Annotated in this window: 19 protein-coding genes; 2 read left to right on the plus strand and 17 right to left on the minus strand. The window is 59.7% G+C overall.

Annotated features, from left to right (window positions below; translation table 11 throughout):
* Positions 1-32: 32 nt before the first annotated feature.
* The gene (gene dcd / locus ACP7BX_RS03240) at positions 33-599 is read right to left on the minus strand and encodes a dCTP deaminase (RefSeq protein ID WP_010212421.1); all 567 of its coding nucleotides are present in this window, start codon (positions 597-599) and stop codon (positions 33-35) included.
* 389 nt (positions 600-988) lie between these two features.
* On the opposite strand from dcd, the gene ACP7BX_RS03245 reads away from it, so the two are divergent.
* The gene (locus tag ACP7BX_RS03245; protein ID WP_002554837.1) at positions 989-1,198 is read left to right on the plus strand and encodes a cold-shock protein; all 210 of its coding nucleotides are present in this window, start codon (positions 989-991) and stop codon (positions 1,196-1,198) included.
* 218 nt (positions 1,199-1,416) lie between these two features.
* Here ACP7BX_RS03245 and rpoS read toward each other — a convergent pair whose 3' ends face one another.
* From rpoS to ACP7BX_RS03285, 8 genes are all read right to left on the minus strand, one after another.
* Positions 1,417-2,421, minus strand: coding sequence for an RNA polymerase sigma factor RpoS (gene rpoS, locus ACP7BX_RS03250; RefSeq protein ID WP_016976882.1), 1,005 nt, complete (start codon positions 2,419-2,421; stop codon positions 1,417-1,419).
* Between the two features lie 106 nt (positions 2,422-2,527).
* Entirely contained in the window at positions 2,528-3,364 is an 837-nt protein-coding gene (locus ACP7BX_RS03255; protein ID WP_314525508.1) for a peptidoglycan DD-metalloendopeptidase family protein, read from the minus strand.
* A 209-nt stretch (positions 3,365-3,573) separates the two neighbouring features.
* Entirely contained in the window at positions 3,574-4,209 is a 636-nt protein-coding gene (locus ACP7BX_RS03260; protein WP_010212427.1) for a protein-L-isoaspartate(D-aspartate) O-methyltransferase, read from the minus strand.
* Between the two features lie 41 nt (positions 4,210-4,250).
* A complete protein-coding gene (gene surE, locus ACP7BX_RS03265) occupies positions 4,251-5,000 on the minus strand; it encodes a 5'/3'-nucleotidase SurE (protein WP_061435552.1) in 750 nt (249 codons plus the stop codon).
* Positions 4,988-6,046 carry a tRNA pseudouridine(13) synthase TruD gene (gene truD / locus ACP7BX_RS03270; protein WP_033902777.1) on the minus strand — a complete coding sequence of 353 codons (1,059 nt, stop codon included), beginning with the start codon at positions 6,044-6,046 and terminating at the stop codon, positions 4,988-4,990. Before truD ends, surE begins: the two co-directional genes overlap by 13 nt.
* Positions 6,043-6,516 carry a 2-C-methyl-D-erythritol 2,4-cyclodiphosphate synthase gene (gene ispF / locus ACP7BX_RS03275; protein ID WP_012722614.1) on the minus strand — a complete coding sequence of 158 codons (474 nt, stop codon included), beginning with the start codon at positions 6,514-6,516 and terminating at the stop codon, positions 6,043-6,045. Before ispF ends, truD begins: the two co-directional genes overlap by 4 nt.
* Before the next feature lie 54 nt (positions 6,517-6,570).
* Positions 6,571-7,416: an S-formylglutathione hydrolase gene (fghA, locus tag ACP7BX_RS03280; RefSeq protein WP_426129798.1), complete on the minus strand. Its 846-nt coding sequence runs from the start codon at positions 7,414-7,416 to the stop codon at positions 6,571-6,573.
* An 8-nt stretch (positions 7,417-7,424) separates the two neighbouring features.
* The gene (locus ACP7BX_RS03285; RefSeq protein WP_010212435.1) at positions 7,425-8,537 is read right to left on the minus strand and encodes an S-(hydroxymethyl)glutathione dehydrogenase/class III alcohol dehydrogenase; all 1,113 of its coding nucleotides are present in this window, start codon (positions 8,535-8,537) and stop codon (positions 7,425-7,427) included.
* A 109-nt stretch (positions 8,538-8,646) separates the two neighbouring features.
* Here ACP7BX_RS03285 and ACP7BX_RS03290 point away from each other — a divergent pair, with 109 nt between their 5' ends.
* Positions 8,647-9,543 carry a LysR substrate-binding domain-containing protein gene (locus ACP7BX_RS03290; RefSeq protein ID WP_426129800.1) on the plus strand — a complete coding sequence of 299 codons (897 nt, stop codon included), beginning with the start codon at positions 8,647-8,649 and terminating at the stop codon, positions 9,541-9,543.
* A gap of 130 nt (positions 9,544-9,673) precedes the next feature.
* On the opposite strand, the gene ispD is transcribed toward ACP7BX_RS03290, so the two are convergent.
* The 8 genes from ispD to dnaE all read right to left on the minus strand — a co-directional run bounded on the left by ispD (position 9,674) and on the right by dnaE (position 21,144).
* Positions 9,674-10,381, minus strand: coding sequence for a 2-C-methyl-D-erythritol 4-phosphate cytidylyltransferase (ispD, locus tag ACP7BX_RS03295; RefSeq protein WP_426129802.1), 708 nt, complete (start codon positions 10,379-10,381; stop codon positions 9,674-9,676).
* The gene (gene ftsB, locus ACP7BX_RS03300) at positions 10,378-10,656 is read right to left on the minus strand and encodes a cell division protein FtsB (RefSeq protein ID WP_003231201.1); all 279 of its coding nucleotides are present in this window, start codon (positions 10,654-10,656) and stop codon (positions 10,378-10,380) included. The genes ispD and ftsB overlap by 4 nt, the downstream gene beginning before the upstream one ends.
* A gap of 183 nt (positions 10,657-10,839) precedes the next feature.
* Positions 10,840-12,129, minus strand: coding sequence for a phosphopyruvate hydratase (gene eno, locus ACP7BX_RS03305; protein WP_016976873.1), 1,290 nt, complete (start codon positions 12,127-12,129; stop codon positions 10,840-10,842).
* Between the two features lie 157 nt (positions 12,130-12,286).
* The gene (kdsA, locus tag ACP7BX_RS03310) at positions 12,287-13,132 is read right to left on the minus strand and encodes a 3-deoxy-8-phosphooctulonate synthase (protein ID WP_010212442.1); all 846 of its coding nucleotides are present in this window, start codon (positions 13,130-13,132) and stop codon (positions 12,287-12,289) included.
* A 5-nt stretch (positions 13,133-13,137) separates the two neighbouring features.
* Complete coding sequence (locus ACP7BX_RS03315; protein WP_010212443.1) at positions 13,138-14,769, minus strand: CTP synthase; 1,632 nt, start codon at positions 14,767-14,769, stop codon at positions 13,138-13,140.
* 273 nt (positions 14,770-15,042) lie between these two features.
* The gene (gene tilS, locus ACP7BX_RS03320) at positions 15,043-16,362 is read right to left on the minus strand and encodes a tRNA lysidine(34) synthetase TilS (RefSeq protein WP_426129805.1); all 1,320 of its coding nucleotides are present in this window, start codon (positions 16,360-16,362) and stop codon (positions 15,043-15,045) included.
* Between the two features lie 174 nt (positions 16,363-16,536).
* Positions 16,537-17,484: an acetyl-CoA carboxylase carboxyltransferase subunit alpha gene (locus tag ACP7BX_RS03325; RefSeq protein ID WP_016976871.1), complete on the minus strand. Its 948-nt coding sequence runs from the start codon at positions 17,482-17,484 to the stop codon at positions 16,537-16,539.
* A gap of 138 nt (positions 17,485-17,622) precedes the next feature.
* Complete coding sequence (dnaE, locus tag ACP7BX_RS03330) at positions 17,623-21,144, minus strand: DNA polymerase III subunit alpha (protein ID WP_426129807.1); 3,522 nt, start codon at positions 21,142-21,144, stop codon at positions 17,623-17,625.
* Positions 21,145-21,217: the final 73 nt, after the last annotated feature.

Here is a 21,217-nt window from a genome sequence, read left to right on the forward strand (position 1 = left end):
GACTAATTCCCTTTACGCGTAGGAGCTTTCGATCAAGCGCGTGGGAGGGTGACGCCTCGCTGGCCTTGGTACTTGCCTGCGCGGTCTTTATAGGACACTTCACAGGCCTCATCGGACTGCAGGAACAGCATCTGTGCCACACCTTCGTTGGCGTAGATTTTCGCCGGCAGCGTGGTGGTGTTGGAGAACTCCAGGGTCACGTGCCCTTCCCACTCCGGCTCAAGCGGAGTCACGTTGACGATGATGCCGCAACGCGCGTAGGTGCTTTTACCCAGGCAGATGGTCAGCACGTCACGGGGAATACGGAAGAATTCCACGGTGCGCGCCAGGGCGAAGGAGTTCGGCGGAATGATGCACACGTCGCTCTTGACGTCGACGAAGCTCTTTTCGTCGAAGTTCTTTGGGTCGACGATCGCCGAATTGATGTTGGTGAACACCTTGAATTCATCGGCGCAGCGCACATCGTAGCCATAGCTGGAAACGCCGTAGGAAATCACCGGCGCATCGCCTTGGCCACGGATCTGGCGCTCGACGAACGGTTCGATCATGCCGTGTTCCTGCGCCATGCGGCGAATCCACTTGTCCGATTTGATGCTCATGGCGGGTGTCCTGAATAGCGAGGTGGAAAAATTCTGTGGGGCATCTTACCGGGGCCGGCGTTGGGGTTCAAAGGTCACAAGGCTTTTCTTGACGAATGCGCCTGCTGCTATAAGCCGTAGCCAGCGGGGCCGGGACCTGTATTGGCGTGCCCGGTGAGCGGAAACATCACCGCCAGTCACGAAAATGGAGAAACCTTCGGAAATATCATTGGCACGTCCCGGAAAAAGGGTTAAGGTGGCGCCACTGTGCTGCTTGTGTCACTGAGAATCTCTACACGATATGTTGAATTTCGATCCAACCATCTCCAAGAATTTTTCCTGCTCTTTGCACTCAGTCTCGGCCAGGGCTTTTCCTGAGTCGCAGTTAACTTTGTCCAAGGAGATACACCATGTCTAATCGCCAAACTGGTACCGTTAAGTGGTTCAACGATGAAAAAGGCTTCGGCTTCATCACTCCACAATCCGGTGACGACCTGTTCGTTCACTTCAAAGCTATCCAATCCGACGGCTTCAAAAGCCTGAAAGAAGGCCAACAGGTTTCTTTCATCGCTACCCGCGGTCAGAAAGGCATGCAAGCTGAAGAAGTTCAAGTTATCTAACTTGTACTGACTTAGTCGAAAAGACCCCGCCCTTAAAAGCGGGGTTTTTTTATGCCCGGGATTTGGTAGCGAACACAAAAAATGTGGGAGCGGTGCGTGATGTGGGAGCTGGCTTGCCTGCGATGGAATCGCCTCGGTTATTCAGTTACACCGAGCTAATGCCATCGCAGGCAAGCCAGCTCCCACACAAGCCCGCTCCCACATTTCGTCCTGCGTAGTTACTGAAACAACGACTCACTCGACAAGCCATTCTTCTCCAGGATCTCACGCAAGCGCTTGAGCCCCTCCACCTGGATCTGCCGCACCCGCTCACGGGTCAGGCCGATCTCCAGGCCTACGTCCTCCAGGGTGCTGCTCTCATGGCCACGCAGGCCGAAGCGGCGAATTACCACCTCACGCTGCTTGTCCGTGAGCTCCGACAGCCACTGGTCAATGCTTTGGGAAAGATCATCGTCCTGCAACAGCTCGCAAGGATCGGTAGGACGATCATCCGTCAGGGTGTCCAGCAGGGTTTTATCCGAATCCGGACCCAGCGAGACATCGACCGAAGACACGCGCTCATTGAGACCCAGCATGCGCTTGACCTCTCCTACCGGTTTTTCCAGCAGGTTGGCGATTTCTTCGGGCGAAGGTTCATGATCGAGTTTTTGGGTAAGCTCACGCGCTGCCCGCAGGTAGACGTTGAGCTCCTTGACCACATGGATCGGCAACCGGATCGTGCGGGTCTGATTCATGATCGCCCGTTCGATGGTCTGACGAATCCACCAGGTGGCGTAGGTCGAAAAGCGGAAGCCCCGCTCAGGGTCGAACTTCTCCACAGCCCGGATCAAGCCCAGGTTGCCCTCCTCGATCAGGTCCAACAGGGACAGCCCACGATTGACATAGCGTCGGGCGATTTTCACCACCAGACGCAGGTTGCTTTCAATCATGCGCTTGCGCCCAGCCGGATCGCCCTTTTGCGACAAGCGCGCAAAATGGACTTCTTCTTCGGGGGTCAGCAGAGGGGAAAAGCCGATTTCATTGAGGTACAGCTGGGTCGCATCGAGCGCCCGCGTGTAGTCAATGTACTTGTGTTGCTTTAACGCGGTGGAGTTCTTGGACTTGGTGCGAACTGAAGGTACAGCAGGTCCCTCATTCGACATCGATTCCGTATCGATACCGGTCTCCATAAGGAGAACCTCATCGTCGATGTCAAACTCCGGCGCTTCTTTACTGAGAGCCATTGTTATAGTCCTTTGGTGAGTTCGACCTCAAGCTCAAGCGGCGCCTTTATCCTTGGCAACGCTGGAGCCTGTTCCTTCTACGTGAGGGAACAGGCTGTGCAACACATCAACGACGGGGTAGGAATTGCAGTGGGTCTACAGGCTTCCCTTGGCGGCGAATCTCAAAGTGCAGTTTCACCCGGTCTGTACCAGTTGACCCCATTTCGGCAATTGTCTGTCCGACTTTGACCTGCTGCCCCTCCCGAACCAACAGCCTACGGTTATGACCGTAAGCACTGACGTAGGTATCGCTGTGTTTGATGATGACCAGCTCGCCGTAGCCCCGTAAACCACTCCCGGCGTACACCACTGTCCCATCAGACGCAGCTAAAACAGGCTGTCCCAAATCTCCGGCGATATCAATGCCTTTATTCAAACTACCGTTTGAAGAGAATTTTCCAATCAGCACTCCGTTTGAGGGCCATCCCCAACCGGTCGGCGCAGGCCCGGCAGGTGGCAACGGCGCGGGTGCCGGCTTGGTCGCAGGGGCCGGTGTGGCGGTGCCTGCAGGCCGGGTGATGAGGGTGGTTTTGCTCGAAGACGACGGCGAAGATCCGGTGTTTGTCACAACTGCCGTAGGCGTTGAACCGGTGCGTCCGTCGAAGCGAATCGTCTGACCCGGATGTATCGTGTATGGCACAGGAATATTGTTACGTGCTGCAAGTGCCTTGTAATCCCAACCATATCGGAAGGCGATAGAGAACATCGTATCGCCCTTGCGCACCACATATTGTCCGGTGGTCACCGTCGGTTTCTGCGGGACGGCATTATTACGGTCAACCACCCGTGCGCCGCTGCTTGGCGAGCTGGAACACCCGACCAACACGGAACTGAAGACGAGGCCAAGCACCAGTCGATGAAAGCTTGTTTTACTCATACGCTGCGCAAGACCTGTGAGACTCACCCGCCGCTCCCTTTGTGGTGGCTGAACATGAATGCCTGTATCAGGCTTGAAATATGACGCAAGTATAACTGGGCATTGGCTTTTTACCGGCACACGACTGAAACGAAAAATTCATCGTGTTTAATGCCGACGCCCGATCATGTTGACTCGATAGACCCCGCCGTAAGACACATCCCCGCCAACAGAATTCACTGCCCGCGAACAAATGATCAGGCCAGCGGGCCATTGAGCAATGGCACGAAGCGCACGGCGCCGAGTACATGCCGGGAAAAGCCCTCTTCCTCACGGATAATGAGCATCAATTGTTGCACTTCGCCGGAGCCTACCGGGATGACCAGACGTCCGCCTGGAGCGAGTTGATCAAGCAACGCCTGGGGCACATCGGTGGCTACGGCGGTGACGATGATGCCGTTGTACGGCGCCAGGGCCGGCCAGCCTTCCCAGCCATCACCCCAGCGAAACACCACGTTGCGCAGGTTCAACTCCACCAGGCGCTCCTTGGCACGGTCTTGCAGCACCTTGATGCGCTCGACCGAAAACACCCGCTCCACCAGTTGCGCCAGTACGGCGGTCTGGTAGCCGGAGCCGGTGCCGATTTCCAGCACCTTGTCCAAAGGCCCCGCCGCCAGCAGCAACTCGCTCATGCGCGCCACCATGTATGGCTGGGAGATGGTCTGATTGTGGCCGATGGGCAGCGCCGTGTCTTCATAGGCACGGTGGGCCAGGGCTTCATCGACAAACAGGTGCCGAGGCGTACGCCGGATCACTTCCAGCACCTGAGCGTTGGACAAACCCTCTTCGTACAAGCGCTGGATCAAGCGTTCGCGGGTACGCTGGGACGTCATGCCGATGCCCCGGCGCAGCAAGTCGTCTTGTTCACGGCCCATCAGCGCAGCCCCTCCAGCCAGCCATCGAGCCCACTGAAGGCATCACTGAAGGTGCGATCGAATTGCAACGGGGTAATCGATACATAACCTTGCATCACGGCATGAAAGTCCGTGCCTTCACCGCCATCTTCCGCATCACCCGCCGCGGCAATCCAATAGCCTTCCTTGCCACGCGGGTCGACCACCTTCAACGGCGCCGCCGCGCGGGCGCGATGGCCCAGTCGCGTCAGCTGGATGCCGCGAATATGGTCGAGGGGCAAGTTGGGAATATTGACGTTGAGCACCGTGCGCGGTGGCAGGTTCAGGGAGCCATGGGCCTCCACCAGCTTGCGCGCAAAATACGCAGCGGTCGGCAGGTTATCCAGTTGGCGCGAAGCAAACGAAAAGGCGAACGCCGTACGCCCCAGGAAGCGACCTTCAAGCGCCGCCGCCACGGTGCCGGAATACAGCACGTCATCGCCCAGGTTGGCACCGAGGTTGATACCCGATACCACCAGGTCCGGCTCCTGATCCAGCAGGCTGTTGATCGCCAGGTGGACGCAGTCGGTGGGGGTGCCGTTCACGCTGATAAAGCCATTGGCCAGGACGTGCGGGTGCAGCGGACGGTCGAGCGTCAGCGAACTGCTGGCGCCGCTCTTGTCCTGGTCGGGGGCGACCACCACGCACTCGGCGTAATCTTCCAGCGCAGCATAGAGCGCGGCAAGACCGGGTGCGGTGGCACCGTCATCGTTTGATATCAGAATACGCATGGGTTGTCCGTCTGCCCCACCGGCACCAGATCAACAAGCTCGCGCACCAAGACAGTGGCGAAGCATCCGGCCGGCAGGACGAATTCCAATTGCAGAATGTCCAGCGAGGGATAATGCCACGTCAAACCGCCAATGGGCAGTCGCAGAATGCGACGTTCCTGGCTCATGCCGGCATTCACCAGCCAATCACGCAGGTCGGCTTCATCGGCAGCAACAGCCTGTTCGAGTTCAAAGGTTGCACCCGTGGCAGGCGAATCGCCTTCGCCCCACTGCGGGCCGGTCGGGTGCAGGTCCAGGATCGCCAGGCGCGGGTCGCTGCATTCAGCCTCCCCTGCCGGGAAAAAACTGCGGCTGTCGGTAAACGCCAGCAAGTCGCCGACCTGGGCACGTTGCCACGAACCATCGGCCACACGCGCTGCCAACACTTTGTTGAACAGAAAGCTGCGCGCCGTGGACAGCAACCGCGATCGCACGTTGCGCTGTTCCGGCAAGGCCTTGCGCGCGGCCCACTCACGGGCGTCGACCACGTTGCCGCCGTTGTGGCCAAAACGCTGGGCGCCGAAATAGTTGGGAATGCCGTGTTGTGCAATCAGTTGCAACCGCGCATCGATAGCGGCGGTATCACCGGCCAACTGGGTCAGGCGCAAGGTGAAACCATTGGCCGAGTGCGCACCGCGTTGCAGCTTGCGCTTGTGGCGGGCGGTCTTGAGGATCTTGAGGGTGTCGTTTTCCGCCGCGCTCATGTCCGGATCGGCCTTGCCGGGCAGCTGCACGCTGAACCACTGGCGGGTCAACGCCTGGCGATCCTTGAGCCCGGCATAGCTGACCGTGCGCAATGGCACGCCCGCCGCCTTGGCGATCCGCCGCGCGGCTTCCTCGGTATTGAGCCCGCGTTTTTCCACCCACAACCACAGGTGCTCACCTTCGCCGGTCAGCGGGATGTCCAGCACTTCATCAACTTGGAAGTCTTCGGCCGTCGCCTTCAGTACCGCGCTGCCCAAGGCCTCGCCATAGGCCCGTGGACCCAACAGTTGCAGGTCATTCATGCGCGCAGCAACAAGGCAACAGAGTGCACCGCAATGCCCTCTTCCCGACCGGTGAAGCCGAGCTTTTCGGTGGTGGTGGCTTTCACGTTCACTTGATCCAGTTCTATTTGCAGATCCGCGGCAATCAGCGCGCGCATCGACTCGATATGGGGGGCCATCTTCGGCGCCTGGGCCACGATGGTGTTGTCGACGTTGCCGACCTTCCAGCCTTTGGCATGGATCAAGCCGACCACATGACGCAGCAGTACACGGCTGTCCGCGCCCTTGAAGGTCGGGTCGGTGTCCGGAAAGTGCTTGCCGATATCGCCCAACGCCGCTGCGCCGAGCAAAGCATCGCTCAAGGCATGCAACACAACGTCGCCGTCGGAATGAGCCAGCAACCCATGGTGGTGCGCAATGCGCACGCCGCCCAGGGTGATGAAATCGCCTTCAGCGAAACGGTGCACATCGTAGCCGTGGCCAATACGCATAAAAAAACGCCCCGATTTAATTCAGGGCGTGATTCTACCTACTTTTGCCTCACATTAACCGAGCAAAGCACGGCCATGGTGTCGCAAATGGTCTTCGATGAAGCTGGCGATAAAGAAGTAGCTGTGGTCGTAACCAGGTTGCAGGCGCAGTTCCAGCGGATGGTTGGCCGCCTTGGCCGCTTGCTGCAGGGCTTCAGGCTTGAGTTGCACGGCGAGGAAATCGTCGCGATCGCCCTGGTCCACCAGCAGCGGCAGCTTTTCCGAGGCTTCGCTGATCAGCACGCAGGCGTCCCACTCGCGCCATTTAGAGCGCTCTTCACCCAAATAACGCGAGAAGGCTTTCTGGCCCCACGGGCAATCCATCGGGTTGTTGATCGGCGAAAACGCCGACACCGACAGGTAACGCCCAGGGTTGCGCAACGCACACACCAGCGCCCCGTGGCCGCCCATGGAGTGGCCGCTGATGCCGCGTTTGTCCGAAGCCGGGAAATGCGCTTCAACCAATGTCGGCAATTCCCGCACCACGTAGTCATGCATCCGATAGTGCTTGGCCCAGGGTTCCTGGGTGGCATTCAGGTAGAAGCCGGCGCCGAGGCCGAAATCCCAGGCGTTGTCTGGATCGCCCGGCACACCCGGCCCACGCGGGCTGGTGTCCGGCGCGACGATGATCAAGCCCAACTCGGCAGCCATGCGCTGGGCGCCGGCCTTCTGCATGAAGTTCTCGTCGGTGCAGGTCAGGCCGGACAGCCAGTACAGCACCGGCAACTTGCCGCCCTCCTCCGCTTGCGGCGGCAGGTAGACGGCGAAGGCCATATCGCAACCGAGCACATCGGAATGATGCTTGTAGCGTTTATGCCAGCCGCCGAAGCTTTTCTGGCACGACAGGTTTTCCAGACTCATGGCCGACCTCAGAAGTGGATGACGGTACGAATGCTCTTGCCTTCATGCATCAGGTCAAACGCTTTGTTGATGTCTTCCAGGCCCATGGTGTGGGTGATGAAGGTATCCAGCGGGATCTCGCCGGTCTGGGCCATTTCCACGTAGCTTGGCAATTCGCTGCGGCCGCGCACGCCGCCGAAGGCCGAACCGCGCCAGACGCGACCGGTCACCAGTTGGAATGGACGGGTAGCGATTTCCTGGCCGGCACCGGCCACACCGATGATCACCGACTCGCCCCAACCCTTATGGCAGCACTCAAGCGCGGCGCGCATCAGTTGCACGTTGCCGATGCATTCGAAGGAGAAGTCCACGCCGCCGTCGGTGAGGTCGACGATCACGTCCTGGATCGGGCGATCGTAGTCTTTCGGGTTGATGCAATCGGTGGCGCCCAGTTGCTTGGCGATTTCGAACTTGGCCGGGTTGATATCGATGGCGATGATACGGCCGGCCTTGGCTTTAACTGCGCCAATCACCGCCGACAGGCCGATACCACCAAGGCCGAAGATGGCCACGGTGTCGCCCGGCTTGACCTTGGCCGTGTTGATCACTGCACCGATACCGGTGGTGACGCCACAGCCCAGCAGGCAGACTTTTTCCAGCGGCGCCTCTTTAGGAATCTTGGCCACGGAAATTTCCGGCAGCACGGTGTACTCGGAGAAAGTCGAGGTGCCCATGTAGTGGAAAATCGGCTGGCCTTTGTAGGAGAAACGCGTGGTGCCGTCCGGCATCAGGCCTTTGCCCTGGGTGGAACGGATGGCCTGGCACAGGTTGGTCTTGCCCGACAGGCAGAATTTGCATTTGCCGCACTCCGGGGTGTACAGCGGGATCACGTGATCACCCACCGCCACCGACGTCACGCCTTCGCCGATCGCTTCGACCACCGCTCCGCCTTCGTGACCGAGGATCGACGGGAAGATGCCTTCCGGATCAGCACCCGACAGCGTGTAGGCGTCGGTATGGCACACGCCCGAAGCGACTACACGCAGCAACACTTCGCCAGCCTTAGGCATGGCGACATCCACTTCAACGATCTCAAGGGGCTTCTTGGCTTCGAAGGCTACGGCAGCGCGGGACTTGATCATCCGGGTTTCTCCAGGCGGTTAAAAACTGAGACGGTGAGTGTAAAACATGGCTGACTGATGAATAATCCGGGCAAAAGCAAAACTTTATTGCTGTACAGGGATAATCGTGATGTTGGAAAACCGCTGGGAAGGCATCGATGAGTTCGTCGCGGTCGCCGAATGCAGCCAGTTCACCGCGGCGGCGGAACGGCTGGGCGTATCGTCGTCCCACATCAGCCGCCAAGTGGCGCGCTTGGAAGAACGCCTGCAAACGCGGCTGCTGTATCGCAGCACGCGCAAGGTGACCCTGACCGAAGCTGGCCAGACCTTCCTGCAACATTGCCAACGCCTACAGGACGGCCGCGAAGAAGCCTTGCGCGCGGTGGGCGACCTCACCAGCGAACCCAAGGGCATGTTGCGCATGACCTGCGCGGTGGCGTACGGCGAGCGTTTTATTGTGCCGCTGGTCACGCGGTTCATGGCGCTCTATCCGCAGTTGCGGGTGGATATCGAGCTGAGCAACCGCCAGCTGGACCTGGTGCATGAAGGCCTCGACCTGGCAATCCGCCTGGGGCGTTTGCAGGATTCGCGCATGGTCGCCAGCCGCCTGGCGCCGAGGTGCATGTACTTGTGCGCGTCGCCGTCCTACCTGGCGCGGTATGGTCGGCCACATAGTTTGTCGGAATTGAGTCGGCATAACTGCTTGATCGGCAGCTCGGATATCTGGCAACTGGCCCAGGACGGGCGGGAATTTTCCCAGCGGGTGCAGGGAAACTGGCGTTGCAACAGTGGGCAAGCGGTGCTGGACGCGGCGTTGCAGGGCGTAGGGTTATGCCAGTTGCCGGACTATTACGTGCTGGAGCATCTGCACAGTGGCGCGCTGGTGTCGTTGCTGGAGGCGCATCAGCCGCCGAATACGGCGGTGTGGGCGTTGTATCCGCAGCAGCGGCATTTGTCGCCGAAGGTACGCAAGTTGGTGGATTTCTTGAAGGAGGGGCTGGCTGGGAGACCGGAGTACAGCGGGTGATTGTGGGGTGCTTGTACTGGCCTCTTCGCGAGCAAGCCCGCTCCCACATTTTGACCGCGTTTCTTCAGGACACACGCGGTCAAGTGTGGGAGCGGGCTTGCTCGCGAAGGGGTCGACACGGTCTAGCTGGCTACCTACGGTTAGCCCACCGCAACCGCAACCACTCCAGGTCTTCCGGCCGGGTCACCTTGATATTGTCCGAGCGCCCTTCGATCAGGCGCGGCGCCTGGCCGGACCATTCCATCGCCGAGGCTTCGTCGGTGATGACGGCATCCGCCACCAGGCTGTCGGCCAATGCGCGGTGCAAGGCACCGAGGCGGAACATCTGCGGCGTGTAGGCTTGCCAGATCAGGCTGCGGTCGACGGTTTCGACCACCCGCCCGTGTTTATCGACGCGTTTGAGCGTATCGCGGGCCGGCACGGCCAGCAGGCCGCCCACCGGGTCGTCTGCCAGCTCAGCCAGCAGTTTGTCGAGGTCATCGCGACTCAGGTTCGGTCGTGCCGCATCGTGCACCAGCACCCAATCGTCATCACTGGCACCCAGGGCATTCAGGTGCAATAGCGCGTTAAGTACCGAGCCTGAACGCTCCGAGCCACCGTCCGCACGCTGGATACGTGGGTCAACCGCACACGCCAGCGTCGGCCAATAAGGATCATCAGGAGCAAGGCTGACCACCAGGCCTTTGAGCGATGGATGGTCGAGAAAACAGCCAAGGCTGTGTTCGAGAATAGTGCGCCCGCCCAGCTGCAAGTATTGCTTGGGACGGTCCGCAGCCATACGGGCACCAACGCCCGCGGCAGGAATCACGGCCCAGAAGGCCGGCAAACCAGGGTTCATTGGGCCAACTGGTAGAGGGTTTCGCCCTCCTTGACCATGCCCAATTCATGACGAGCCCGCTCTTCAACGGTCTCCGTACCTTTTTTCAGCTCAAGCACTTCGGCATCGAGGACGCGGTTACGCTCCAGCAAGATCTCGTTTTCGGCGTGCTGTGCAGCAATTTGCTCGGTCAGGTCTTTTACCTGCGCAAAGCTGCCATTACCCACCCATAGGCGGTACTGCAGGCCAGCCAGCAACAAGAGCAAGACGAGGAACAACCAATTGGGACTGCGCATCGAATATCGGGTATCCAGTGAAAAAAGACAGCCATGCAAAACTTTTGAAGCAACTGATAGCACGAAGCCTGGAAGAACCAGGCTTGTGCTTGATAGCCATCAGATTAGCGTCGAAATCCACACTGTCGTGAGTTTTCCGACGCAATCCGCCGACTTTTTACCATGCCTTACCAACAAGTGCGATCAGCCGCGAAACTCGCCGCGACCGTTGTACTTGGCCTTACCCGCCAGTTGCTCTTCGATACGCAGCAATTGGTTGTACTTGGAAACGCGGTCGGAACGGCACAGGGAACCGGTCTTGATCTGGCCCGCCGAGGTGCCCACAGCCAGGTCGGCAATGGTCGAATCTTCGGTTTCGCCGGAACGGTGGGAGATCACGGCGGTGTAGCCCGCAGCCTTGGCCATCTGGATGGCTTCCAGGGTTTCGGTCAGGGTGCCGATCTGGTTGAACTTGATCAGGATCGAGTTGGCGATCTTTTTATCGATGCCTTCTTTCAGGATCTTGGTGTTGGTCACGAACAAGTCGTCGCCCACCAGCTGGATTTTCTCGCCGATCTTGTCGGTGAGGATTTTCCAGCCGTCCCAATCGGACTCGTCCAGGCCATCTTCGATCGAGATGATCGGGTAGCGCTCGGTCAAGCCTTTCAGGTAGTCAGCGAAACCTTCGGAGTTGAACACCTGGCCTTCGCCGGACAGGTTGTACTTACCGTCCTCAAAGAACTCGCTGGCCGCACAGTCCAGGGCCAGGGTCACGTCGGTGCCGAGCTTGTAGCCAGCGTTGGCCACGGCTTCGGAGATTACTTTCAGTGCATCTTCGTTGGACGCCAGGTTCGGTGCAAAACCACCTTCGTCACCTACGGCAGTGCTCAGGCCACGGGCCTTCAGCACAGCTTTGAGGTGATGGAAAATCTCGGTGCCCATGCGCAGGCCTTCGGAGAAGGACTTGGCGCCCACCGGCTGCACCATGAATTCCTGGATGTCGACGTTGTTATCGGCGTGCTCGCCACCGTTGATGATGTTCATCATCGGCACCGGCATGGAGTAAACACCCGGAGTGCCATTCAGGTTGGCGATGTGGGCGTACAGCGGCAGGTCCTGGTCCTGGGCAGCGGCCTTGGCAGCGGCCAGGGACACGGCGAGGATGGCGTTGGCGCCCAGGCTGCCTTTGTTTTCGGTGCCGTCGAGCTTGATCATCGCGTGGTCCAGGGCTTTCTGGTCCAGCGGGTCCTTGCCCAGCAACAGGTCACGGATCGGGCCGTTGATGTTGGCTACAGCCTTGAGTACACCCTTGCCCAGGTAACGGCTCTTGTCGCCATCACGCAGTTCCAGCGCTTCGCGCGAACCGGTAGAAGCACCGGACGGCGCGCAGGCGCTGCCGATGATGCCGTTATCGAGAAGCACGTCGGCTTCGACGGTGGGGTTGCCACGGGAGTCGAGAACTTCACGACCTTTGATGTCGACGATTTTTGCCATTGTTGTAAACACTCCAAAGTTGACGAAAACGACGCAGCTGAAGGAAATCTTTTGACCGACCGCAAGGGTGGAACAACGAGGCAGGCTTGCAGACGACAAGGCTCAGGCCCGCGGGCCTGAGCGTAAAGCGTGGGAAATTCTACCGGAGAAACGCGGCTTACGCGGTCTCTACCGTCGGAAAACTCTTGACCAGTTCGTCCAACTGCTTGAGCTGGGCCAGGAATGGCTCCAACTTGTCCAGGCGCAAGGCGCATGGGCCGTCGCACTTGGCGTTGTCCGGGTCCGGATGGGCTTCCAGGAACAGGCCCGCCAGGGACTGGCTGATGCCAGCCTTGGCCAGGTCCAGCACCTGGGCACGGCGCCCGCCCGCGGAATCGGCGCGACCACCGGGCATTTGCAGCGCGTGGGTCACGTCGAAGAACACCGGGTATTCGAACTGTTTCATGATGCCGAAACCGAGCATGTCCACCACGAGGTTGTTGTAGCCGAAGCTCGAACCGCGCTCGCAGAGGATCAACTGGTCGTTACCCGCTTCCACGCACTTGTTCAGGATGTGTTTCATCTCCTGGGGTGCGAGGAACTGGGCTTTCTTGATATTGATCACAGCGCCGGTCTTGGCCATCGCGACGACCAAGTCGGTCTGGCGCGACAGGAAGGCCGGCAACTGGATGATGTCGCACACCTCGGCGACCACGGCAGCCTGTTCAGGCTCGTGGACGTCGGTGATGATCGGCACGCCGAAGGCTTGCTTGATGTCCTGGAAGATCCGCATGCCTTCTTCAAGGCCTGGGCCGCGATAGGAGGTCACGGACGAACGGTTAGCCTTGTCGAAGCTGGCCTTGAACACGTAAGGGATACCGAGTTTTTCGGTAACCTTCACGTACTCTTCACAGACCTGCATCGCCATGTCGCGGCTTTCCAGCACGTTCATGCCGCCGAACAGCACCATGGGCTTGTCGTTGGCAATCTCGATGTCGCCGACGCGAATGATCTTCTGGGCCATCAGGGTTACGCCTTCTTCTGGTGTTGCGTCAGTGCGGCCTTGACGAAACCGCTGAACAACGGGTGACCGTCGCGCGGCGTCGAGGTGAACTCAGGGTGGAACTGGCACGCCACGAACCATGGATGATCCGGTGCTTCGACCACTTCAACCAGCGCGCCATCACCGGAGCGACCGGAGATTTTCAGGCCGGCCTCTTTGATTTGCGGCAGCAGGTTGTTGTTCACTTCGTAGCGGTGACGGTGACGCTCGACGATCACGTCCTTGCCGTAGCAATCGTGAACCAGCGAGCCCGGCTCCAGCAGGCAGTCCTGCGCGCCGAGGCGCATGGTGCCGCCCAGGTCGGACGCTTCGGTACGGGTCTCGACCGCGCCGGTGGCATCTTCCCACTCGGTGATCAGGCCCACGACCGGGTGACCGCTCTTGCTGTCGAACTCGGTGGAGTTGGCGTCTTTCCAGCCCAGCACGTTACGGGCGAACTCGATGACGGCCACTTGCATGCCCAGGCAGATACCCAGGTACGGCACCTTGTTCTCGCGAGCATATTGAACAGCGGTGATCTTGCCTTCCACGCCACGCAGGCCGAAACCGCCTGGCACGAGGATCGCGTCCACACCTTCGAGCAAGGCAGTGCCTTGGTTCTCGATGTCTTCAGAGTCGATGTAGCGCAGGTTAACCTTGGTACGGTTGCTGATACCGGCGTGGCTCATCGCTTCGATCAGCGACTTGTACGCGTCCAGCAGTTCCATGTACTTGCCGACCATGGCGATGGTGACTTCGTGCTCAGGGTTGAGCTTGGCGTCGACCACGGCTTCCCACTCGGACAGGTCCGCGCCATTGCATTGCAGGCCGAAACGCTCGACCACAAAATCGTCCAGGCCTTGCGAATGCAGGATGCCCGGGATCTTGTAGATGGTGTCGGCGTCTTCCAGCGCGATCACCGCACGTTCTTCAACGTTGGTGAACTGCGCGATCTTGCGACGCGAGGAAATGTCGATCGGATGATCGGAGCGGCACACCAGCACGTCCGGCTGCAGGCCGATGGAACGCAGTTCCTTGACCGAATGCTGGGTAGGCTTGGTTTTGGTTTCGCCGGCAGTGGCGATGTACGGGACCAGGGTCAGGTGCATCAGCATCGCGCGCTTGGCGCCGACTTCGAAACGCAGCTGGCGGATGGCTTCGAGGAACGGTTGCGACTCGATGTCACCCACGGTGCCACCGATCTCGACCATCGCCACGTCGGCATCGCCTGCACCCTTGATGATGCGGCGCTTGATCTCGTCGGTGATGTGCGGGATCACCTGGATGGTTGCACCCAGGTAGTCACCACGGCGCTCCTTGCGCAGCACGTGCTCGTAGACACGGCCGGTGGTGAAGTTGTTGTTCTGGGTCATGGTCGTGCGGATGAACCGCTCGTAGTGGCCCAGGTCCAGGTCGGTCTCGGCGCCGTCGTGGGTGACGAACACTTCACCGTGCTGGAACGGGCTCATGGTGCCCGGGTCAACGTTGATGTACGGGTCCAGCTTGAGCATGGTGACCTTAAGTCCCCGCGCCTCCAGGATGGCCGCCAATGAAGCCGATGCGATGCCTTTCCCCAATGAAGAAACAACACCGCCCGTGACGAATATGTAGCGCGTCATGAAAAACCCTAGAAGTCTGCGTTAAAGCGGTCCGAGCCGCCGGGGAAAGCGAAGGAAGGCCGAAGCCCCCGATCACCTGCATTAATCACAGTGCACCTTTCAAAAAAACCGCCGCGTGGTGACAGACCAGCAATGAAACACCGGTACGTTGATCGCTACACATTTTTTGGAATCGCCCAGCAAAGACTGCTTGGTAATCGGCAACTGCTGCGATTCAAACGAATCCACAGAAGTTGTATCAAGAAGGGAGCGTAGTCTACCGGAAAGGCGCTATCAGCTCAAACCTTGATCGCAGGTCTGTGGCATCCAATGTAATTGCCAGTCATCACTCGGTGCCGGCCAGAGTCCCGCAAGGCTGGGCGCACCCAGCAATTGCTCGCCCTGGTACAGCAGCGGCAATCTGCCACGGACGCAGCCCGGCAGGCCACTTTCGTTAAGCAGGCGCTTCAAGTCGCGCCGACCGCGGCCTGGCACTGCGAGGATTTCGCCGCCCTGGCGGTAGCGGATCGTCAATGGGCCTCCGGGTATCCTGCCCGTCAATTTCACCTGACCATTGCCGGGTAACTCTAGTGGGTTTTGCGGATCGGGCCAGCTCACCGTTGCGTCGGAAAATTCCGACCAAGTGGAGGGCAGCCACCAGATACGTTCACCGCTGCGGTGCAATTCGCCATCAGCCAGGCGCCATTGGGGTTGTGCGTCGCCCTTGGCATCACGCAGGGAATGCCAACTGGCCCAGTGGTCGCTGTCGGGTAAACGGGTCAGAGAGGTTAGCCAGTGGCGTAGCGCGTTGCGTTGGCGGGCGTCGGAGAGCTCGCGCAAAGGAGCAAGGCCCAAGGACGGCAAATGCAGCCAGGGAAACGGCGAAGATTGATTGGCGGCTCGCAGGTCCATCTGCGCCAGCTCATCCAGCAAGTCCTGGGCTTCACTCAGGTGCTCGGCGGTGCGCGCCAGGTTTGCGGTAGCCTGCGGCCAACGTTCCGTCAGGACAGGAAGCACGCGATGGCGCAAGTAATTACGGGAGAACCGCGAGTCCGCGTTCGAAGGATCTTCAATCCATGTGAGCTGGTGCGCCTCGGCATAGGCTTCCAGCTCTGCACGCGGGACATCCAACAAGGGCCGTACAAGGTAGCCTGCCGCCAGCGGGCGCTGTACCGGCATTGCCGCCAGCCCGCGCACACCTGCCCCACGCAGCAGACGGAACAACAAGGTTTCTGCCTGATCGTCGCGATGCTGGCCCGTCAGTAGCACCTCCCCTGCTCCGGTCACCTCGGTAAACACCTGGTAACGCGCATCACGGGCGGCACGCTCAAGGCTGGCGCCAGGTTGCACCTGCACATGCATCACGCGCAATGGCACGCCCAGGCTGTCGCATGTCGACTGACAGTGAGCGGGCCACGCATCAGCGGCAGCTTGCAAGCCATGATGAACATGGACAGCACTGAGGGGCGGTAGGGTGTCGGTTTTGGCCAGGTTGGCCAGGAGGTGCAAGAGGACGGTGGAATCAAGCCCACCCGAGAATGCAATGCGCCAGGCCGGGGCGGAGCGCCACGGGGCGGTAGTGCGCAGGAGTTTGGCGGTCAGGCTGGGTTTCATCTCACGTCACCGCCGCAAAACAGGAATACGTTCGTCAAGCATACACAAAACAAATGTGGGAGCGTGGCTTGCCCGCGATGCAGACGCCTCGGTTTCGCAGTTGCACCGAGGTGATGCTATCGCAGGCAAGCCAGCTCCCACACAAGCCAGCCCCACATTGGGCGCAGCGTAGTCTTACAGACCGTAGCTCATCAGACGCTCATAACGACGGGCCAGCAGCGCTTCGTTATCCAACTTCTTGAGCATCGCCAGCTGCGAACCCAGTTCAGCGCGGATCGTCGCGGCAGCAGCAGCCGGGTCGCGGTGGGCGCCGCCCAAAGGCTCGGCGATGACTTTATCCACGATACCCAAACCTTTGAGGCGATCAGCGGTAATGCCCATGGCTTCGGCAGCGTCCGGCGCTTTCTCGGCAGTTTTCCACAGGATCGAGGCGCAACCTTCCGGCGAAATCACCGCGTAGGTCGAGTATTGCAGCATGTTCAACTGGTCACAGACGCCAATGGCCAGTGCGCCGCCGGAACCCCCTTCACCAATCACGGTGGCGATGATCGGGGTTTTCAGGCGGGCCATGACGCGCAGGTTCCAGGCGATCGCTTCGCTCTGGTTGCGCTCTTCAGCGTCGATACCTGGGTAGGCACCCGGAGTGTCGATGAAGGTCAGGATCGGCATCTTGAAGCGTTCGGCCATTTCCATCAGGCGGCATGCCTTGCGGTAGCCTTCCGGACGCGGCATGCCGAAGTTGCGGCGAACCTTCTCACGCACTTCACGGCCTTTCTGGTGACCGATCACCATCACCGGCTGGTCGTCCAGGCGAGCGATACCGCCTACGATGGCCGCGTCGTCGGAGAAGTGGCGGTCGCCGTGCAGTTCGTCGAACTCGGTGAAAATGTGCTGAATGTAGTCCAGGGTGTACGGACGGCGCGGGTGGCGGGCCAGGCGCGCGATCTGCCAGCTGGTCAGCTTGCCGAAGATGTCTTCGGTGAGCGTGCTGCTCTTGTCTTGCAGGCGAGCGATCTCATCGCCGATATTCAGCGAATTGTCATTGCCGACCAGGCGCAGTTCTTCGATCTTGGCTTGCAGGTCAGCGATCGGCTGTTCGAAATCAAGAAAATTCGGGTTCATAAGCGTCCGTCTTGGGTCGACGGCCAGGGCGTGCCTGGCCAGCCGGTTGTCTATTCGCGCCCTACCTTAAGGGAGAGGCGCGTTTAGGTCGAGATTAAATGTTCAGTCGAGATCAGGCTATGCAGGACTGCCTGACCGTCAACGGTATTGGAGGAAGACGTTGTCACGGCCGAACTGGTCACGCAATGCTTGAATCAAGCCATCAGCCGGATCAATTCGCCAGGTTTCACCAAACTGCAACATGGCCTTGGCGTCACTGCCGGTGTACTCCATGGTCACCGGGCACGCGCCACGGTGGCGCTTGAGCAAATCACCCAACCAGCGTAGCTGATCGCCCTTGAGCGCTTCGGTTTTCACCTTCAAGCGCAGGCTTTCGGCCAGATTGGTGCGCGCATCCTCCATGCTCATCACCCGCTTGATCCGCAGGCGCAGGCCGCCGGAGAAGTCATCGTTGCTGACCTCCCCTTCCACCACCACCATGGCATCGGTCTGCAACAGCGACTGTGCGGAGTGGAATGCGTCGGCAAACAGCGAGGCTTCGATGCGCCCCGAACGGTCATCGAGGGTGATGAAGCCCATCTTGTCGCCCTTTTTATTCTTCATCACCCGCAAGGCGATGATCATGCCGGCAACGGTCTGGGTATCCCGCGCAGGTTTCAGGTCGATGATGCGCTGACGGGCGAAACGGCGGATCTCGCCCTCGTACTCGTCAATCGGGTGACCCGTGAGGTACAGGCCCAAGGTGTCTTTCTCACCCTTGAGGCGCTCCTTGAGAGTCAGCTCCTTGGCCTTGCGGTGGTTAGCGTACACATCCGCGTCTTCTTCGACGAACAACCCGCCAAACAGGTCGGCATGGCCGCTGTCATGGGTGCGGGCGGTCTGTTCGGCAGCCTTGATCGCTTCTTCCATGGCGGTGAGCAGCACCGCACGGTTGCGGTCGATATTCGCCTGGTAAGCCTTGGGCTCATCATGGAAATACGGGCCGAGACGGTCGAGTGCGCCGCTGCGGATCAGGCCATCGAGAGTACGCTTGTTAATGCGCTTGAGGTCAACCCGCGCGCAGAAGTCGAACAGGTCGGCAAACGGCCCACTCTGACGCGCTTCAACGATAGCTTCCACCGGGCTTTCGCCCACGCCTTTGATCGCGCCCAGGCCATAAATGATGCGGCCTTCGTCGTTCACCGTGAACTTGAACTCCGAGGCGTTCACGTCCGGCGCATCGAGGCGCAGCTTCATGGTGCGCACTTCTTCGATCAAGGTCACGACCTTGTCGGTGTTGTGCATATCCGCCGAGAGTACCGCGGCCATGAACGGCGCCGGGTAGTGGGCCTTCAGCCAGGCAGTCTGGTACGACACCAGGCCGTAGGCGGCGGAGTGGGATTTGTTGAAGCCATAACCGGCGAATTTTTCCACCAGGTCGAAGATGTTACCGGCGAGGTCCGCGTCGATATTGTTGGTTGCACAACCCTCAATGAAACCGCCACGCTGCTTGGCCATCTCCTCGGGCTTTTTCTTACCCATGGCGCGACGCAGCATGTCCGCGCCGCCGAGGGTGTAGCCGGCCATCACCTGGGCGATCTGCATCACCTGTTCTTGATACAGGATGATGCCGTAGGTCGGCGCCAATACCGGCTTGAGGCCTTCGTACTGGTAGTCAGAGTGCGGATACGCCAGCTCGGCGCGGCCGTGCTTACGGTTGATGAAGTCGTCCACCATGCCCGATTGCAGCGGGCCCGGACGGAACAGGGCCACCAGTGCGATCAAGTCTTCCAGGCAGTCGGGCTTGAGCTTTTTGATCAGCTCTTTCATGCCCCGCGACTCAAGCTGGAACACCGCCGTGGTCTCGGCTTTTTGCAGCAAGGTGTAAGTCGGTTTGTCATCCAGCGGGATAAACGCGATATCCAGCGGCGCTTCGTTGACCTTGGCGCGGTCGCGGTTGATGGTCTTGAGCGCCCAGTCGATGATCGTCAGGGTTCGCAGGCCGAGGAAGTCGAATTTCACCAGGCCGGCCGCCTCCACGTCGTCCTTGTCGAACTGGGTCACCAGGCCATCGCCTTCTTCGTCGCAATAGATCGGCGAAAAGTCGGTGAGTTTTGTAGGCGCAATCACCACGCCGCCGGCGTGTTTACCGACGTTACGCACCACGCCTTCGAGCTTGCGCGCCATGTCCCAGATTTCGGCGGCCTCTTCATCGATCTTGATGAAGTCGCGCAGGATCTCTTCCTGCTCGTAGGCTTTTTCCAGGGTCATGCCGACTTCGAACGGGATCATCTTCGACAGACGGTCCGCCAAGCCGTAGGACTTGCCCTGCACCCGCGCCACGTCACGGATTACAGCCTTTGCCGCCATGGAACCGAAGGTGATGATCTGGCTCACCGCATTGCGACCGTATTTCTCGGCCACGTACTCGATCACGCGGTCCCGGCCGTCCATGCAGAAGTCGACATCGAAGTCGGGCATGGAAACCCGTTCCGGGTTCAGGAAGCGTTCGAACAGCAGGTCATATTCCAGCGGGTCGAGGTCGGTAATCTTCTGTACGTAAGCCACCAGCGAACCGGCACCCGACCCCCGGCCCGGACCTACCGGCACGCCGTTGCTTTTGGCCCACTGGATAAAGTCCATTACGATCAGGAAGTAACCGGGGAACCCCATCTGGATGATGATATCCAGCTCGAAATTCAGCCGGTCGACGTAGACCTGGCGCTTGGCGTCATAATCTTCGGTGGTGTCCTTGGGCAGCAGGACGCTGAGCCGCTCTTCGAGGCCGTCGAACGAGACTTTGCGGAAGTACTCGTCGATGGTCATGCCATCCGGAATCGGGAAGTTGGGCAGGAAGTGCTTGCCCAGCTTGACTTCGATGTTGCAACGTTTGGCAATTTCGACAGAGTTTTCCAGGGCCTCGGGCAGATCGCTGAACAGCTCGGCCATTTCGTCGGCGCTTTTGAGGTACTGCTCTTCGCTGTAGTTCTTCGAGCGACGCGGGTCGTCCAAAGCCCGGCCTTCACCGATGCACACGCGGGTTTCGTGCGCCTCGAAATCTTCCTTCTTGATGAAGCGCACATCGTTGGTGGCAACCAGCGGCGCGCCCAGCTTGTCAGCCAGGGCCACGGCGGCGTGTAGATGCTCTTCGTCGTTGGGGCGGTTGGTGCGCTGGACTTCCAGGTAGAAACGGTCAGGGAAGACCTGCATCCACTCCTTGGCCAGGACTTCGGCTTCCTGCGGATTGCCGCCCAACAGCGCGACACCGATTTCGCCCTCTTTGGCGGCCGACAGCATGATCAGGCCTTCGCTGGCCTCGGCGACCCATTCGCGCTCGATGATGATCGAGCCATTGCGCTGGCCGTCGATGAAACCACGGGAAATCAGTTCGGTGAGGTTGCGGTAACCCACGCCGTTCATCGCCAACAGGCTGATGCGGCTCAGCGGGTTATCCGGATCTTTGTTGGACAGCCATAGATCGGCGCCGCAGATCGGCTTGATGCCGGCGCCCATGGCGTTCTTGTAGAACTTGACCAGGGAACACATGTTGTTCTGATCGGTCACCGCGACCGCGGGCATGTTCATGCCCACCAGGGTTTTGACCAGCGGTTTGATCCGTACCAGGCCGTCGACCAAGGAGTATTCAGTGTGCAGGCGTAGGTGAACGAATGAAGCCGGCATAGTGATCTCTTATACGTGGAAAACAACAAGGCCCGGATTGTACCGGGCCTTGAGCAAAACATCAGCCTTGCGA

Source organism: Pseudomonas sp. DWP3-1-3b3 (genome assembly GCF_049896305.1).
GTDB classification, from domain to species: domain Bacteria; phylum Pseudomonadota; class Gammaproteobacteria; order Pseudomonadales; family Pseudomonadaceae; genus Aquipseudomonas; species Aquipseudomonas azotoformans_A.